This is a genomic window from Pseudoalteromonas sp. B131b (assembly GCF_037162545.1).
Lineage (GTDB): Bacteria > Pseudomonadota > Gammaproteobacteria > Enterobacterales > Alteromonadaceae > Pseudoalteromonas > Pseudoalteromonas fuliginea.
In genome coordinates this window covers 385,356-401,732 of the sequence record NZ_JARLUZ010000001.1, presented here as the reverse complement: position 1 = coordinate 401,732, position 16,377 = coordinate 385,356, and the positions used below count along the sequence as shown (strand labels likewise).

At 37.0% G+C, this 16,377-nt stretch carries 12 protein-coding genes and 2 pseudogenes; 2 read left to right on the top strand and 12 right to left on the bottom strand.

Going from position 1 to position 16,377, the window contains the following annotated elements:
- Positions 1 to 272 precede the first annotated feature (272 nt).
- Positions 273 to 1,457 (top strand): NAD(P)/FAD-dependent oxidoreductase, encoded by a 1,185-nt coding sequence (locus P4S65_RS01975; RefSeq protein ID WP_337119481.1) that lies wholly within the window; start codon positions 273 to 275, stop codon positions 1,455 to 1,457.
- A gap of 357 nt (positions 1,458 to 1,814) precedes the next feature.
- On the opposite strand, the gene P4S65_RS01970 is transcribed toward P4S65_RS01975, so the two are convergent.
- Together P4S65_RS01970 and P4S65_RS01965 are read right to left on the bottom strand one after the other, a co-directional pair.
- On the bottom strand, positions 1,815 to 1,976 hold the full coding sequence (locus tag P4S65_RS01970; protein ID WP_008138094.1) for a hypothetical protein: 162 nt from the start codon (positions 1,974 to 1,976) through the stop codon (positions 1,815 to 1,817).
- A 73-nt stretch (positions 1,977 to 2,049) separates the two neighbouring features.
- Positions 2,050 to 2,883 carry an N-6 DNA methylase gene (locus P4S65_RS01965; protein WP_337119480.1) on the bottom strand — a complete coding sequence of 278 codons (834 nt, stop codon included), beginning with the start codon at positions 2,881 to 2,883 and terminating at the stop codon, positions 2,050 to 2,052.
- A gap of 48 nt (positions 2,884 to 2,931) precedes the next feature.
- On the opposite strand from P4S65_RS01965, the gene P4S65_RS01960 reads away from it, so the two are divergent.
- Positions 2,932 to 4,110 carry an IS4 family transposase gene (locus P4S65_RS01960; RefSeq protein ID WP_050484169.1) on the top strand — a complete coding sequence of 393 codons (1,179 nt, stop codon included), beginning with the start codon at positions 2,932 to 2,934 and terminating at the stop codon, positions 4,108 to 4,110.
- On the opposite strand, the gene P4S65_RS01955 is transcribed toward P4S65_RS01960, so the two are convergent.
- From P4S65_RS01955 to P4S65_RS01905, 10 genes and pseudogenes are all read right to left on the bottom strand, one after another.
- A complete protein-coding gene (locus P4S65_RS01955) occupies positions 4,089 to 4,526 on the bottom strand; it encodes a hypothetical protein (protein ID WP_337119479.1) in 438 nt (145 codons plus the stop codon). The genes P4S65_RS01960 and P4S65_RS01955 overlap by 22 nt on opposite strands.
- On the bottom strand, positions 4,519 to 5,106 hold the full coding sequence (locus P4S65_RS01950; protein WP_337119478.1) for a restriction endonuclease subunit S: 588 nt from the start codon (positions 5,104 to 5,106) through the stop codon (positions 4,519 to 4,521). Before P4S65_RS01950 ends, P4S65_RS01955 begins: the two co-directional genes overlap by 8 nt.
- A gap of 148 nt (positions 5,107 to 5,254) precedes the next feature.
- Positions 5,255 to 6,397: an SIR2 family NAD-dependent protein deacylase gene (locus P4S65_RS01945; RefSeq protein ID WP_337119477.1), complete on the bottom strand. Its 1,143-nt coding sequence runs from the start codon at positions 6,395 to 6,397 to the stop codon at positions 5,255 to 5,257.
- A gap of 12 nt (positions 6,398 to 6,409) precedes the next feature.
- Positions 6,410 to 7,546, bottom strand: coding sequence for a restriction endonuclease subunit S (locus tag P4S65_RS01940; RefSeq protein ID WP_337120723.1), 1,137 nt, complete (start codon positions 7,544 to 7,546; stop codon positions 6,410 to 6,412).
- Positions 7,468 to 8,187, bottom strand: a complete 720-nt coding sequence (locus P4S65_RS01935; RefSeq protein ID WP_337119476.1) for a hypothetical protein — start codon at positions 8,185 to 8,187, stop codon at positions 7,468 to 7,470. The genes P4S65_RS01940 and P4S65_RS01935 overlap by 79 nt, the downstream gene beginning before the upstream one ends.
- A 20-nt stretch (positions 8,188 to 8,207) precedes the next feature.
- Positions 8,208 to 9,706: pseudogene (locus tag P4S65_RS01930) on the bottom strand (N-6 DNA methylase).
- A pseudogene (hsdR, locus tag P4S65_RS21850) lies at positions 9,706 to 12,086 on the bottom strand (EcoAI/FtnUII family type I restriction enzme subunit R). Before hsdR ends, P4S65_RS01930 begins: the two co-directional pseudogenes overlap by 1 nt.
- A gap of 680 nt (positions 12,087 to 12,766) precedes the next feature.
- Positions 12,767 to 13,966, bottom strand: a complete 1,200-nt coding sequence (locus P4S65_RS01915) for an AGE family epimerase/isomerase (RefSeq protein ID WP_337119473.1) — start codon at positions 13,964 to 13,966, stop codon at positions 12,767 to 12,769.
- Entirely contained in the window at positions 13,963 to 14,940 is a 978-nt protein-coding gene (locus P4S65_RS01910) for a carbohydrate kinase family protein (RefSeq protein WP_337119472.1), read from the bottom strand. Before P4S65_RS01910 ends, P4S65_RS01915 begins: the two co-directional genes overlap by 4 nt.
- 16 nt (positions 14,941 to 14,956) lie before the next feature.
- Entirely contained in the window at positions 14,957 to 16,258 is a 1,302-nt protein-coding gene (locus P4S65_RS01905; protein WP_337119471.1) for an MGH1-like glycoside hydrolase domain-containing protein, read from the bottom strand.
- Between the last annotated feature and the right edge of the window lie 119 nt (positions 16,259 to 16,377).

Sequence of the window (16,377 nt, the reverse complement as noted above, 5' to 3'; positions counted from 1 at the left end):
AATGCTCACGATGTAGGAACAAAGGTAAAGTATTTGTTAATACAGTTAAAGTATTAATTTCGTTTTATGTATTTTGTTTGGTTATAACTAAGAACTTTAATGGTTTTTTAATACTTTTGTCGTTGTTTTTAAGGTGTTTCGTGCTTTTTATGATTTGTTAATATTATTGGTTGTTTTTCTGGTTTATTTTGTTGCGTTATTATTGATAATGATTGCGCGCTGTTTGTTGTTAAACTTTGCTATAATCGAAAAAATTTTAACGAGATAAATAAATGACCCAAGTAGATGTAATAGTAATAGGTGCGGGAGCTGCAGGATTAATGTGTGCAGCGCAAGCAGGATACCGTGGCCGAAGCGTTACAGTACTTGATATGGGGAAAAAACCAGGTCGTAAAATTTTAATAAGTGGTGGTGGGCGTTGTAATTTTACAAATGAAAATGCAACCCCCGATAACTACTTATGCGCAAATGCTCATTTTGTTAAATCATGTTTAAGTCGCTATACACAGCATGACTTTATTGAGCTGGTGGACAGGCACGGATTAGCGTATCACCATAAAACACTAGGCCAGCTATTTTGCGATAACAATGCACAAGACATTGTTGATATTTTACTGACCGAATGTGAGTGGGCAGGGGTAAATATAAAGCTACGCAATGAAGTGATCAGCGTATCAAAAACCGAAATCGGCTATAGCGTTACCACAGAGCAAGAAACCTTAAGCTGTGAGTCGCTAGTTATAGCGTCAGGTGGCTTAACTATGCCAAAACTAGGGGCTACACCAATAGGTTATAAAATTGCAGAGCAGTTTGGCTTAAGCGTGTTACCAACTATGGCTGCACTTGTGCCGTTTACTTTGCATCAGCATGATAAAGAGCGTTTTGAAGGGCTCTCGGGAATTAGCATTCCATGTGAAGTTTCAAGCGAAGACGGCACCGTATTTAAAGAAAATATCCTCTTTACTCACCGAGGGTTATCGGGCCCAGCAATATTGCAAATAAGCTCATTTTGGCGAGCAGGGCAGGCTGTAACTATAAACCTATTACCTGAAATTGATTTAAGGCAGCAACTTGCTGATTGGCGAGAAATGCAAGCCCAAAAGTCGTTAAAAAACAGCCTTGCAACTATTTTACCTAAACGCTTTATAGAAATACTACACGAAAGCAAAGCGATACCAGATTGTAATATTAATCAGCTTACACATGCCCAAATAGATGAGTTAGTAAATTATATTCATGCGTGGCAAATTAAACCCAATGGCACAGAAGGTTATAGAACAGCAGAAGTAACATTGGGCGGTGTAGATACCGACGAGTTGAGCTCAAAAACCTTTGAAGCTAAAAAAGCTAAAGGCCTATACTTTATAGGCGAAGTAACTGACGTAACGGGTTGGTTAGGGGGCTACAATTTCCAGTATGCTTGGAGCTGTGGATTTGCTTGTGGGCAATATGCTTAGATTGATTAGGAAGTATAGATAGTGGATATCCAAAACTATATCGTTATGGTGCAGTTTACTTAGAACTACTGAGGCAATGAATAATTATCGCAGATAAATTGTTTACTTTGCAAACAAGTAAACTGTATTACTTTTAATTTTCACATGCGGCATTTAATGTTTAATAAATATAAAAATGTTGGAGTCTAGTTCCTACGCACTCCGTAGTTTTCAAAAACACCTACAAATGGTGAAGTTGAGTTTTAAAATTAAATTCAGACATATTATATTTTTTGATCAGAATCGAATAATAGTCAATGTTGTTACGTATACTCACAAGTGTATTTTTATTATTTAACCAATCCATGCCATTACTACTTAATTTTTAGTTAGTTCAAATTTTACAGTGCCATTTACATATGTCACTTTTTTAGAGTCAATGAGCGCCCACGAAACTCCAACAGCAAGAATTATGGCGCATATAGCAAGCGTCAAAACTAAAGGTTTGCTTTTACAAATTAATACCATTAGCTCTTTCATTTTTCTTGCTCCATTAGCCCAATTAAACTTTCGATCTTTAAACGAACATTCTCTAACTCTTTTTCTTTGGCATTTATATTATCTCTAAGCTCATTCGGGGTGCTATATACTTTATCAATTCTCTTTTTATATATCTAGAAGCCCTGAAATCAAAACCATTTTCTTTTATTTCATTTAAACTTACTATTGAGTGAGGCAATAATGAATCAGGTGACTCCCTTTGACTTAACTTAAGAATATCCTGAGTATCTTGAGGCTCAATTTCATTTAGTCTTTTGTTTAAATCAATGAAAGTTACAGAAGATTTTTTAGTACTTTTTTCGATGACTAAGATGGCTGTATTAACTTTTGAGTAAGGTTCGAATGCTGAACTTGGAAGACGAATAACCGTTTTTAAATCGCCTTCATTAATCAGCTCTTCTCTTAGTCTATAATCGTATTTCCCTCCACTATTTAAGAAGCTTTCAGGAACAATAAAGATAATTTTTCCGCCAGCTTTACATGCCTTTAGTGCCAGACATAAAAAATGAGTGTGTATTTTATGTCTTGGATTCCAGCTTGATTCAAGAGGCATATTTCCAAATGACGGGTTAGCAAAAATAACATCATAGCCATTTCGCTCAATATCACTTAAATCGTAATTAACATGAAGTTTTACCTCTCTATTCTTTGCTCCTGTTAACTTTGCTTTTAGTGTATTAATAACAAAATGACTAGGCTCAAAGCAATAATCAGTTAAAGATAGACGTTCACTATACATACCTTCCATTAATAGATCTGACCACTCTCCTTTTCGAGCATTTAAATCAAGTACTCTTGAACTATCAGGAAAACTAAAAAGATCATTTGATAATTCAAGGATAGCCCTAGGGGCTGACGAATCCCCAAAACGTGACAGGCACAGCAATTTATGATCTTATGTAAATCACCACAACCCACATAAGTCACAACTGCTATGCCTGACACATCAGTTTGCCATAAGTACTTTAAACATGCATTAGCGCCATTCAATAATGCCAGAGTAAAAACATTACTAAGCTGCAGTAATGCATTAATTTCGGGCAATAAACTTACCTTAACTGAAATCGGCAGAAATTTGTCTGGCGCTGTGGATGTAAAACATAAAATAAAACGCGTTGATCGCTTCTTAAAAAATACTCACCTCTACAATGAAAGGGTCGCTATCTATAAAGCATTAGCTCATCCTATTATCGACTCTTTACCAATGCTTGCAATTGCCGTTGACTGGAGCGGTGCCTGTGGTCACGACTATCACTTACTGCGAGCAAGCTTACTTGTGGATGGGCGCTCTATCGTGATTTATAACATGATTGTTGAGCAGAAGAATTTTGATAGCCCAGCAACCAACAGCCTGTTTTTAGATGAACTTTATGAAGTGCTTGGACGACATCCTAGTGTCTATATTGTAACAGACGGCGGCTTTCTTACGCCTTGGTATAGTAAAGTACGCGAACTTGGTTGGCATATGATAGGTCGATTAAGAGGCTCAATGAAGTGTAAACTAGCCATGCAATCACAATGGCATACATTAAAACAACTTAGGGCTGGTGCCAGCGATATACCAAAGGCGTTAGGTCAAGCACGACTAACTCAGTCCAGCCCGACAGCATGCGATGCATTTTTACACGTATATCATGGAAAAAATAAAGGAAGAAAAGGAAAAAGCAGATTTACGAAAGATACAAAAATGTATCAAAACTTAGCGAAAGAGCCATGGTTACTCGCGACATCAGACAATACAATGACGAGTAAGCGAGTAGTTGGTTTATATAGTAAAAGAATGCAAATAGAGCAAAATTTCCGCGATGACAAAAGTTTGAGATATGGTTTTTCGTGGCGTTTTAGTAAAAGCACCGGCATAAATAGAATAGGAATATTATGCTTGATAGCCACAATAGCGAGCACTGCGTTATGGTTTATAGGGTGTGAAGCAGAAAAAAGAAAGTGGCATATAAAATTTCAAGCAAATAGTGTTAAGAATCGCCGAGTTCTTTCATTTTTAACCTTAGCCAAGCAAGTCATAAAGCTATGTAAGAGACGTATTACACAAAGCTATATAGAAAAAAGTTTAAAAAACTTTATTTCTAATTATCAAAAAGAGGCCGCTGGATAAAGTGGGGATCCCTCAGCCCTAGGGGTTACCAAGTTATCAGTATGTTGTCCCTTATACTCTTCAAATAATGAAAGGCAGCAGTTAATACCTTCTTGAGGCATGTTATCTCTTTGCGACAAAGTAAAATTGTTTATAATGTCATCAACACGCTCTAAGCTAGATGCTAAATAGCGCTTTAAAGGTAAAATAAGCTCTTTTACAGATTCACTGCTTCTTGATAAGTCTTCTATTGTGCTTTTAATGAACTCTTTATTTGAGTCATATTGCTCATCGATAAGAACCTCTCGCTTGGATATATCAGCGTAAATAATAAATACAGCCAAAAGTTCAACAGTTTCGAAACTAATATTCAGTGTTCTCATGCCTAGAAGCTCTGTAACCAATTTCTGTATTTTTTGTTTATTGTTCTTATCCATTGCTTGGCTCCAAATAAGTTGAAACTGATACCTGGTAATACTCTTTTCTCAATCCATCTAATTCACTTAATAAATTATTTTCTTGCTTCATTAAGCTATCGAGTTCGAGTAATTGGTGCTGTTTATTTAATGGTGGTATATCTAATTCGAATTTTAAGAATTTCGTTTTCGTTAAATGTTTAACCGTCACACCGCTAGCGAGCGACTTTAACTTTTCTTGATATTTAGGCTGGTTAATCAACCAAGCTAAAAATTTAGCAGACGCTATTTTTGTATTTTTAAGTGTTAAAACTAAAAAGTATGATGTCGGAAATATTGGTAACTTATCACTTACTTCTTCAAACAAAATAGCTTGATGCGAGCCACCTTTACCACGCATAAGGATCTCTTGATTAGACAGTGCTCTAGTTGGCATTTTGAATTGTTGTAATGACGCGTTAACTAGCGATTTAGTATCTATTGAACCATCGGAGTTAGCACACTTACTTTCCATCACCCAATAGTCAGCATTTTCACAATGCTTAACTTTCTGTGAAAACGATGTACCTGATCTTATATCGCAAAGTTCTGAGATGTTCATAATAGTCTTTATAGTTTATAATCAAGAAGATCAAGTGGACTATCGCTTACACTTTCAATGTTAGCAAGTATTAAGTTAACTTTTGATAAATTAATTTAATACTTTTTGGATTTTATTGAATAATAATGGAGGGTTGTGAGCTATATAGTCATTTCTTCTTTTTTAGGGGAGTCATGGCTTCACGATAATTCATTTCGTGTTGAGCGTATTTTAGAATATCAACAATGGTATCGAACTGTTCTGGTTGAAACCAAATAGGTGCGACACCCATTTTTAGTAGCTCATTATTTCTGACGCTGATCTCAGCCTCTGTTTCAGGTGCTTGTTCAATAGAATAATGAATAGGTAATGTTTTAGCATCGGCTCGGGCTTGTTTTTTTATTTTCTTAAAAGTTTCAACCGTTCTATCATTATTTAAACTACAGCCTAAAAATAATAAACTGTTTGTTGTAAAGTGAAATTCAAGTAACTTAGGAAGTGGTAAAGATAAATCGATATCGCCGACACCGTAAGCTGCATCATATTGGTTTTTACCCATAATACAGCTTTGTGGCGAATGAATATCGCCATGTAGTTTGATTACTGATATTTTCTTTTGATCAGGCTTTTTATTTGGTTCTCGGTTATCGATCACCTCAACATCACATTTAAACTCAGTCTGATAGGTATGCTCTAATAAACAATCATAATTGGTAGTGATGAGTGTATCTGAAAACAATACCCCCAATAACATGATACTTTCAGGGACATTGTTGACATGAATAAAAGAGTCAAACAGCTCTTGTTCGAATGTTTCTAAGTAATCTTGCTGCTCTATTTGATGGATGACTTCTTCGTAGTTACCTTGATCAATTAGTTCGTCAACCTCAGCACCATTTAAGCCCGCAGTTCTCCCTTGAGCTTTCAAATGCGTTTTCCAAGTAGGAAAACCACCATTTACCGACAAGCCAGCACCTATAAAAGGCACTACTTCTTTTTTGGCAATTAAGTCTAATAACTGTATTAACCTACTTTGATTTTTTTGATACCAATGAAGGTCCCCACAAGTGTCAGTTAACCACGTATGACTTAACGCTTTTTGCATTTGCTGAATGCGATATTCTGCCAATACACCATGATAAGCATTTTTATCACCCGCAAATAATGCTTTGCTTGGGTAAGAAAACTGATCAAGACTTAGCTCTACTCTTTTAGCTTCTGCTAAGTCTTCTTCACCATCTAACCAGTCATTAAAATCAATAAGGCAATCAAACTGATTATGTTTATCTTGTTTACACCATTTAGCATCCATACTCATCAATCCTTAATGACTTAAACCTTGCTGAACTAGGACTTCAGCTAAGTTAACTTTTGACTGTCGCGCTTCGGATATTTGTAATTTTAATTGATTACAAATAGTCATAAGTTGAAAAACTTTGGTGCAAATTCTTTCTTGCTCTTCAATTGGTGGGATAGGAAATACAAGCTCTTTGAGTAAACCTAGATTTAATATATTCATAGTTCCACCATGACTTTTTTCGCTTAACTCAAATTGAATAAGAGGACTAGCCAATATGTTTTGAATAAACTTTCTATTAATCGATTCGAAGAGACTAATTTTAACAAGACGTGGATTTATTATTCCAGGTTGACAGTTTTCACTCAAAACTAAGACTTTACCAATAGTACCAACTAAACTAATGAGTATATCTCCTGAAGCAACTTTACATGAAGATAAGCTTTCATATTTTTCATTATCAATGTAATAATCACCAAGATTTTCATCTCCTGAAATTACTTGTTCTTGACCATAAATTTTAAAACCAGTTTCCACATACATCGATTTTTTTAGTGCCGAGCCAAAAGGGCCAGCTTTCAAAGCATTGTTCACATTCGCTGCAATATCTTGAAAACGACCCCATTCCCAACCATTAGGTAAATCGAACAGCTTATCTTCGTTAGTTAATTTTGGAAGCTCTTTAACTTTTTTGATACTTTTGTCTGATATTAATTTTTTCTTTTCATCAGAAATTATCTTCAATAGTTTCGATGTAGGTTCATCATTGACATCTTGCGCTACCAACTTACCCATAACAGCTAATTGTAAGATGGCTTGCTTTAATTGCTCTATACTATCTTCAGTGGTAAATAAAGTATCGAAGTGTTCAGCAATTCTTGCCCAGTTTTGGTTAAACTCATGGGCATCAAAACTTGCGGTTAATGTATTAAGTAAAACCTGAACTAAGGTTTTATGAGCACTAATACTTTGTTCAGTTTGTTGCTCTAACTGATCACATAAAGCCATTAACTCGTCTACTTTAGCAACTATGCGGTGTTGTTCCGCTAAAGGAGGTATTGCTAGGGGCATCAAAGATAACTTTCCTAAATATATGCCCTTTTGAGCAGTTCCTTTCGCATGTCTGTTGTAATAATTAATACACAAAGGGAAGTTAACATGTATGAAAAATAAGATGGTGACATTTGTGATTGTAAAACAGCCACACTTCGTTGCAGAACAAATTTAGGAGCATCATCTGGCACTACGGCCGAACGTCCGATTGAAGCTACAATACTTAACAAAACATCATTGGGCTGAATTCTTGTACGTTTGTTTTCTTGATGAAAATCTTCTTCAGTCACATATCTTGAAGGGGACGAAAAATCGACTTTTCCATAGTTTACATTTTGACAACTCAGCATAGGAAACCCCATACCAGAATTCGAAGGAGGGTTATGAGACCCATCCGTCAATTTTTTACATATATTACCTAATCTGCACCACAACCAAGATTCTGGTATATCAAAAATGCACTCATCCTCTAAAAGTTCAGGTAATACCTTAGATCTTTTTAATTCTTTATTTTTAATTAATTGAGCTTTTTCTTTATCAATACTTTTTAATAGTTTAGAAGCTGGTTCATCATTTTGGTCTTGAGATAATAGTTTACCCCTAACAGCTAAATCTAAAATCAATTCACGTAATTTTTTAACGCCTGTTAATTCAATTTTTTTGCTGCTACCACGACCTGTTGCCGAGCGTTTTTTTATTGCGCTGGTCCAAATGTCGATATTATCGGTAATTAAGTTATGTAACTTTGTCATATTGTTATTACCTAAAAAGCCTATTGACCGTTATCAGCTAACGCTGCACTTAAAATATCTTTTAGCTGTGTACGCAGGGCTTGAATATCACCTTGCTGTTGATTGTATTCTGCTAATAGCTGTTCAGGATCATGATTGATAACTTCACCAATATGTGGATTTTTAATATCTAGGTTGTAATTGCGCTTTTGAATTTCTTCAATGCTCACTTGCCATGCTTGCTCTGTAGTTTCACGGCTGGAAAAACCGTCAGCTTCATCTCCCCACCAGTCAATTTCTGGTTGAAATTCTTCAAAGGTCATTGGTTTAGATTTGTTATAACTTTTTACACCTTCAGGATATGGGTGTTCGTAAAACCATATATTTTTGGTAGCTGTGTCTGGCGTACCATCGCCCTTAGTAAAAAACAAAATGTTGGTATTGATGCCGGTATAAGGGTTAAATACCCCTTTAGGCAAGCGAACAATGGTATGTAAATTACATTCAGTGGTTAACGCTTCTTTTAAACGGGTTTTCATGCCCTCTCCAAACAAAAATCCATCGGGTAAAACCACGGCAGCACGACCATCTTTTTTCAATAACCTGATGATTAACGCCATAAATAAATCAGCGGTTTCTCTGGTACGGAATTTAGCTGGGAAGTTGTTTTCGATACCGTCTTCTTCCATGCCACCAAAAGGCGGGTTGGTTAAAATTACGTTTACACGATCTTTTTCAGTGTAATCTTTGTAAGGTCTTTCTAGTGTATTGTCATGACGGATCTGCTGGGGCGTATCAATACCGTGTAATATCATATTAGTGATACACAACATATGTGGCATCGATTTTTTTCAACACCATTAATCGACTCTGCTAGGGTTTGCTCATCGCTGGGTGAACTAACATAATGCTCACGTTTGTGGTCAATAGCACAGCTTAAAAAGCCGCCAGTGCCACAGGCAGGGTCAAGTACCTTATCTTCTAATTTAGGGTCAACACGATTAACAATAAAACGGGTTACCGCGCGTGGGGTATAAAACTCACCAGAGTTACCCGCACTTTGTAAATCTTTTAAAATTTGCTCATAAATGCCACCAAAGGTATGGCGATCATTAGTATTATTAAAATTTATCTCGTTTATTTTATTAATCACTTGGCGCAACAGGGTGCCAGATTTCATAAAATTAATGGCATCTTCAAATACCATGGTAATAACGCGTGCTTGTGCGCCTTCGTTACTTCTCAAGTGAACGTTTAAGTTGGTCTGTAAAGTAGGAAATAACTGAGTTCTTATAAAGTCTAATAATATATCACCGGTTATTCCTTCACGATTTACCGCCCAATTGCGCCAACGTAACTCTTCAGGCAAGGGTGATTGAAAATCATCATCTAACAGTTCTTGCTCAGCTTCACGGTCATCATATATTTTTAAGAAAAATAGCCACACAAGTTGGCTAATTCTTTGTGCATCGCCATCAACACCCACGTCTTTACGCATGATGTCTTGAATTGATTTTATGATGCCGGAAATATTACTCATTAAGCTTGTTCCTGTTGATATAGTTGTTGTTCTAATTCATTGATTGCGTTGTCGTAGTGCTGTTTACCACCAAAGACGTCGTTAACGATTTCCATTGGTGTGCCTATTTGATCAAACGGTTTTAAACGTAATACTTTACCCGTTTCAATGGCGGCCACACCTTCGTCTTGATATTTGTCTAATAGTGCATTTAATACTTCTTTTGCCTGTTCACTATACTTAGCAAAGTAGTTCCGCTTTTTAACATTCTGCGCTCTTTCTTTACGTGTTAAAGGCGGCTGATCATACGCTACGTGGCAGATTAAATCGAAATATTCGAACTCTTTACCGACTTCATGCGCAAGTTGTTCGATTAATATTCCTTTTTTCTCTAACTCATCAATAATCGCTTTTTTCTTCTTGGTACTATTCCAACTTTTTAAAAAGTCATCAAGCGAGCTGTAATCTTCAGTGATAGTACGCTTACTATAATCTCGATAGCTTTCAGTAATAAACACACCACCTTCTTCGCGTACTAATAAACGCTCAGATATTATTCTTGCAGAAACAGAACTGGCATAGGTTTTTATTCTTGGCTCTTTGTCTTCGTCATCCCCATCATCGATGTATTCATCGTCCTCTGGCTCTGGATCAGGATCTGGTGGTAATGGGTCGTCATCATCTGTTGGTTCATAAATAATGACAGGCTCACCATCAAAGTCGGCATCGTAGAACAGCTCAGTTGCTTTTTTAAAGTCCATTATGGTGAAGTAAAATTTATTATATTCTTCATCGATACGTGTACCACGACCAATAATCTGTTTAAAAGAACTCATAGCTTTAATGGATTTATCTAACACAATAAGTTTACAGGTTTTAGCATCAACTCCAGTGCTAAGTAACTCTGAGGTTGTTGCAATAACAGGATAACGACTTTCAGAGTCAATAAAGTTGTCTAATTCAGCTTTACCTTCAACGCTGTCACCGGTAATACGCATAACATAACGTATATCTTCTCTAACAAACTCTCTTGCTTCATTGGTGATAGCTTTACGCATACGCTCAGCGTGTTCGATGTCTTCACAAAAAATAATTGTTTTTGCATAAGGATCGTAGGCACGAAGATACTTCATCACTCTTTTGCAATAAGTTTAGTACGTTGGTTGAGCACTAAGGTTCTGTCGAAATCTTGCTGATTATAAACTCGCCCCTCAATTTCTGAGCCTAAATCATCCGTCATGCCTGCTGGCGGAGACCAGCCAGAAATATCACGATCAATATCAATTTTAATTACTTTATAAGGCGCAAGGAAACCATCATCAATGCCTTGTTTTAAGCTATATTTGTAAACGGGTTCACCAAAATATTTAATGTTATATTCAGGATTAATTATTTCACCATCAACTGGCTTAATTTCTTTTGGTGTAGCAGTTAGGCCTATTTGAGTAGCACTGTCAAAGTATTGTAAAATTTCACGCCAATTAGAGTCGTCTTTAGCGCTGCCACGATGACACTCATCAATAACAATAAGATCAAAGAAATCAGGTGAAACTGTTTTAAATATTTTATCACTTTCTTCAGGGCCTGTTAACGCTTGGTATAGTCCTAAATACACGTCGTATGACGGATCGATTTTTCTATTTTTTATCTTGCACATAGTAGAACCAAATGGCTTAAAATCATTCATTAGAGTTTGATCTACAAGGATATTTCTATCCGCAAGGAACAGTACTTTATTTGCCTTCCCAGCTTTACGTAAACGGTAAATGATTTGGAATGCGGTGTAGGTTTTTCCGGTACCAGTAGCCATGACGAGTAGTATTTTAGGCTGGCCTTTCGCTACAGCTTCAACCGTACGGTTAATTGCATCTATTTGATAATATCTTGGTTCTTTACCTGACGAGTCGGTATGAAAGGGTTGCAAGACCACGTCTTCCATTTCATCGGCAATATTGTGAAATTGCTTATAACGCAGCCAAAGTAACTCTGGAGGAGGAAATTGGTCTAATGGAATTTCAATTTGTACATCTTCCGTTGGCTCAGCGAGTAAGTTGCTAGACTCAAAAGCATCACCATTTGAACTAAATGCACTTGGGACTTCTAGGGTAGCAGCATAGCTTAAAGCTTGCTGCATACCTTCACTTACTTTTTTCTTATTATTTTTTGCTTCAACAATGCCAATTGGTACACCCGGTTTCCAAAAAAGCGCATAATCAGCAATTTTACTTTTATGTTTACGACGAAAAGATAGATCTCCTCGGACGCCAATAGGTCCGGGAGTTAAACGGAACTCACGTCGAACTTGCTTTAATTGATCCCAACCTGCTTTTTTAATTGCGGGAGTGATAAATAAATCACAAATATCGGTCTCGCTAAGCTCTTTTTTATCTTTACTATCCATATTCGTCCTTTAAGTGGGCTTACATTATATATAATTATTTAAGCTCCTTTTTCAAGGTTACCATTAGGATTCGCAAGATAATTATAATTTGTTTTGCGATAACTCAAGACCGCATGGTACTTCCTCAAACGAATTAATAATATTATGAATGACCGAAAATAGTAACTAATTACTTGTTACAATCAGCGAATTTAATTTATTTAAAGCTGTATTTAATTATTAAATACAAGACGCAATGAATATGATGTTTATTTTGATTTATTCGGCTATGACCATGATAATTCAACCTCAGTCGACTTAAGGAGAAAACTAATAAAAACTATTATTTAAAATTAGAAATTATTTACTCAATTGTATTATAGACTTTAGGCTGCAGTTAAATGTCTTTTTATTTCAAATGAATTTCAATCCTGAGGGATGAAAATACTAATTATAACTGATGGTTAGTATTTAAATATCATCGGTTATTATGTTTATTTCATGGCTACAGGATTCAATTAGGGAATCAGCGAGAGAGGATTTCACCTTCCGTTATTTATGGCTTTCCATGTAATTCAATAGACTAATTAAAGTGATTTCGTAAGCCATTGGTTGGTGATGTTTATCTGCATAAAATAAAAAAACCGCCAAACTGGCGGTTAAAAGGTCTACACAACACTGTAAAAGTTATGACTACATAGTTACTTTAATAGTTCGAGCACATCAAAGCAGGCACCCATTGTATGGTAATCAGTTTTACCTATTGGGCTTTTCATCGTGTCTATTTTTTTATTATCAGCGGTTAAAATTCTAAACCAAGCACCGTATTTATGATCGACTAAATGCTGCCACGAATACTGCCAAATTTTGTCATACCATTGCTGATATTTTTCATCCCCTGTTGCTTGATAAAGATACGCTGCACAACACAGAGTTTCGGCTTGCACCCAAAAGTATTTATCGTCATCGCAAATAGTTTTATCAGGAGCAAAGCCGTAGCAAATACCGCCGTACTTTTTATCCCACGCTACATTTATCGAGTTATCAAATAAGGCTTGAGCGCGTTCAATAAGCCATTTTTGTGGCTTATGCTTATTTAAAAACATAAGCAGTTTTGACCACTCTGTTTGATGGCCAGGTTGAAAGCCCCACGGACGAAATAAATTTTTAGGATCGTCTTTGTTGTACTCTAAATCGACCTGCCAATTTATATCGTAATGCTCCCAAATTAGCCCACCCATTAAATTAGCTTGGCGATTAACCATGTTGTCGGCAAGTGTGAGCGCACGGTTTAAAAATATTTCGTCTTTTGTGGCTTCATAGGCGGCAATAAGTGCTTCGCAGGTGTGCATGTTGGCGTTTTGGCCGCGGTATGAATCACACTTTGTGAAGTCGCTGTTATGTTGATCTTTATATAAACCGGCTTTTGCATCCCAAAAATGTGTTTCCATTGTTTGAAATGTATCGTTTAGGTATTCTCGCGCCTCTGTAACGCCCACACGGTATGCCCAGCTGTACGCTAAAATAACAAATGCAAAGCCATAGCAATGATTGGTGTTATCAAGCACGGTAGCTTGACCGTTTTGAACTTTTAATAACCAGTTGTAGCCACCTGTTTGCTCAACAAGGTGATGCTTACGAATAAACTCAATCCCCGATTTAACACGATTAAGATACTTTTCGTCATTAAAGATTTGATACGCGCGTGCATAGTTAAATACAAAACGAGTAGAGCTTACTAAGTGGCGCGTGTGTTTATCAAACACCTCACCGTTATCAGAAAAGTTTTGGTAAAAACCACCGTGTTTGTCGTCAATATTTGGCTCATAAAACGCTAACGTGTCGCTAATGTGCTGCGTTAAGAATTCACGGCTTTTAAAGTTATCAGGTGTGCTTTTCATCGTTTGCGCCTAAAATCGTGTAGAGACTTTTGGTTAGGTAGGGAGTTAAATGCCCCTTTGTAAGATGCGGCATGGGCACCACATAACGAAGCAAATTCAAAAATAGTTGTTAGCTTTGCAGTATTTTTACAAAGGGTACTAAAGCTCGTTGGTGTTAATGCATGTAAACCGAGTTGGTATAGTAAACCTCCAACAAAGGCATCACCGGCGGCGGTAGCATCAACCATAGTTACTTTTTTAGGGATAAGCATTTGTTTGCCGTGTTTAGTAAACCAATACATTGGGTTACTTGCATCAGTAACTACAAATAGCTCACAACCGGTATTAAGTGTTAGGGCAATAAACTCATCGCTCGATTGTTCACCCGCTAAGTATTCAAGCTCTTCTTTTGAGGCTTTAATAATTGAGCAGTCTTTTAATAACGGTAAAATATGCTCGCGAGGGTTGGCATCGCTTGGCCATAAATTGAGGCGCAAGTTAATATCAAAGCTTACAATTGAGTTATTTTGTTTTGCAAATTTAACACCGTAAGCGGTGGTGTTTCTGATGTTTTTGTTGGTTAATGTGTTTGAGCAAATATGAAAAATATCGCATTGCTCAAACCATTCGCGACTAAAGTCATCGTTACTAAAGTGCAAATCGGCAGTGTTATCACGGTAAAACTCAAACGTGCGATCGCCATCGTTATCGAGTGATACAAACGCAAGGGCTGTTTTTGCTTGGTTGGTAAAACGCATAAAGTCGGTTTTTACACCTTGCTCTTTTAATGCATTATGTAAAAAGTCGCCAAAGCTATCAGTGCTTAGCATTCCTGCAAAGTAAGCATTACCGCCTAGCTTTGCAATGGCAACGCTTACGTTTGCAGGCGCACCGCCTGCAAACTTTGTAAACGCTTCGTGTTCGTTGCTGTTTTGGCTCAATTTATTTGAAAGTAAATCAACCAGTACTTCACCAAAGCATATTGTGTGTTTCATGATCTTGCCTTAGTTATTAGTCAAGTAGCCAATGTAATGCTATTGCAGCTGTCCACGAGAAATCTTTACCACCACAGCCAGCACCTGTTTCTGGGTTAAAATATTCGTAGTAGCCTGACTTAACAACTAGGTTGCGAGTGTCATCTTGAATTTTTTCAGCCGTTGTTACAAAGCCTGCTTCTTTAAGGCCTATGGCTATCATCCAGTTGATGTGTAACCAAATCGGGCCACGCCAGTAGCGTTGTGGCTCGTATTTTTCTTCTTTAGGGTGAGTAGATGCCACACTAAATTGGCTCGACTCAATAAAATCTTCGGTGGCTGTATTAATTATTTTAGTTTGCTCATCGCTTGTTAAACCTGCATATACAGTTAATAGCGCGGCTGATGTTTTAACTTTAGCCAAGCTGTTAGTTAATACATCTCTGCAATAAAAGTACTGGCTTTGTTCACACCATAAAGTGTTTATGGCTTGCTCTGTTATTTGTAAGCGCTGTGCTAAGTAATCAGTGCGAGCATCGTTTAAGTCAAGTTGTTCACCCATTTTGAGTAAATCTTTGGTTGCACGGTGTAAAATAGCAATAATACCTAGGTCATTCACTTTGTACGGGCAGGTTTCGTAAATTACTTTGCTGTCAAAGTTGTTACGTTTGAAAAAGTCTACAAGGTATAAAAAGCGGTCGTATTCACTTTTATGTGGACGCTGAGAAGAATCCACATGACTTGTATCACGGCGCGTATATTCCCAATCTACACATGGCACAGCATGAAGAGCGTCATCCCATGATGGGCTGTTATCCATGCCCGATTCCCACGGGTGGTAGGTCACTACTAAACCTGTTTTTTCAGGATCTCGGTCGTTGTACCACCATAAATGATAATCAACTACTTGTGAAAATAACGCTTTAACTTTTTGTTCTGCAAGTGCTTTATCTTTAGCGCTGGCAAGCATTTCTTTCATTATGGTGGCGACTACTGGCGGCTGTGAAATAGACGTACTTTTAATTTTTTTATCCGAACCCCATACGTCAGGGCCAGGAAAATAAGTATCTGAATCTTTATGAAACAAGATGTGCGGCACCATGCCATTATCCCATTGGCCTGAAAATAACACATCAATTTCTTGCCATGCGCGGCTTTCGTCTGATTTCATCCAACCTAGCGCTGTAATGGCTGAATCCCAGTTCCACTGAAACGGGTATAGGCCATGTGTTGGTACTGTATAGCCACCTAAGTCGTTCGCTATAAGTGTTTTAGTAGCAAGGTCTGCAAGCGATGAAGCCGTTGCTGAGTCAATTTTACCGCTGTTTACAGTAGTCATATTGGGTGCTCTTTGTGTGTTATTTCCGATTTGGATAATATTAAAGCACTCATTATGGGTTGTAAATGTTTTTTTCTGTGCTTAAATCCTGTTCGAAGTAACAAAAAACTAACATGTTT

Excerpts from the sequence above, each read along its gene's own strand:
- P4S65_RS01910 (WP_337119472.1), bottom strand. The coding sequence starts at position 14,940 with ATGAAACACACAATATGCTTTGGTGAAGTACTGGTTGATTTACTTTCA.
- P4S65_RS01935 (WP_337119476.1), bottom strand. The coding sequence starts at position 8,187 with ATGACAAAGTTACATAACTTAATTACCGATAATATCGACATTTGGACC.
- P4S65_RS01955 (WP_337119479.1), bottom strand. The coding sequence starts at position 4,526 with ATGGATAAGAACAATAAACAAAAAATACAGAAATTGGTTACAGAGCTT.
- P4S65_RS01960 (WP_050484169.1), top strand. The coding sequence starts at position 2,932 with ATGCCTGACACATCAGTTTGCCATAAGTACTTTAAACATGCATTAGCG.
- P4S65_RS01950 (WP_337119478.1), bottom strand. The coding sequence starts at position 5,106 with ATGAACATCTCAGAACTTTGCGATATAAGATCAGGTACATCGTTTTCA.
- P4S65_RS01945 (WP_337119477.1), bottom strand. The coding sequence starts at position 6,397 with ATGGATGCTAAATGGTGTAAACAAGATAAACATAATCAGTTTGATTGC.
- P4S65_RS01915 (WP_337119473.1), bottom strand. The coding sequence starts at position 13,966 with ATGAAAAGCACACCTGATAACTTTAAAAGCCGTGAATTCTTAACGCAG.
- P4S65_RS01975 (WP_337119481.1), top strand. The coding sequence starts at position 273 with ATGACCCAAGTAGATGTAATAGTAATAGGTGCGGGAGCTGCAGGATTA.
- P4S65_RS01970 (WP_008138094.1), bottom strand. The coding sequence starts at position 1,976 with ATGAAAGAGCTAATGGTATTAATTTGTAAAAGCAAACCTTTAGTTTTG.
- P4S65_RS01905 (WP_337119471.1), bottom strand. The coding sequence starts at position 16,258 with ATGACTACTGTAAACAGCGGTAAAATTGACTCAGCAACGGCTTCATCG.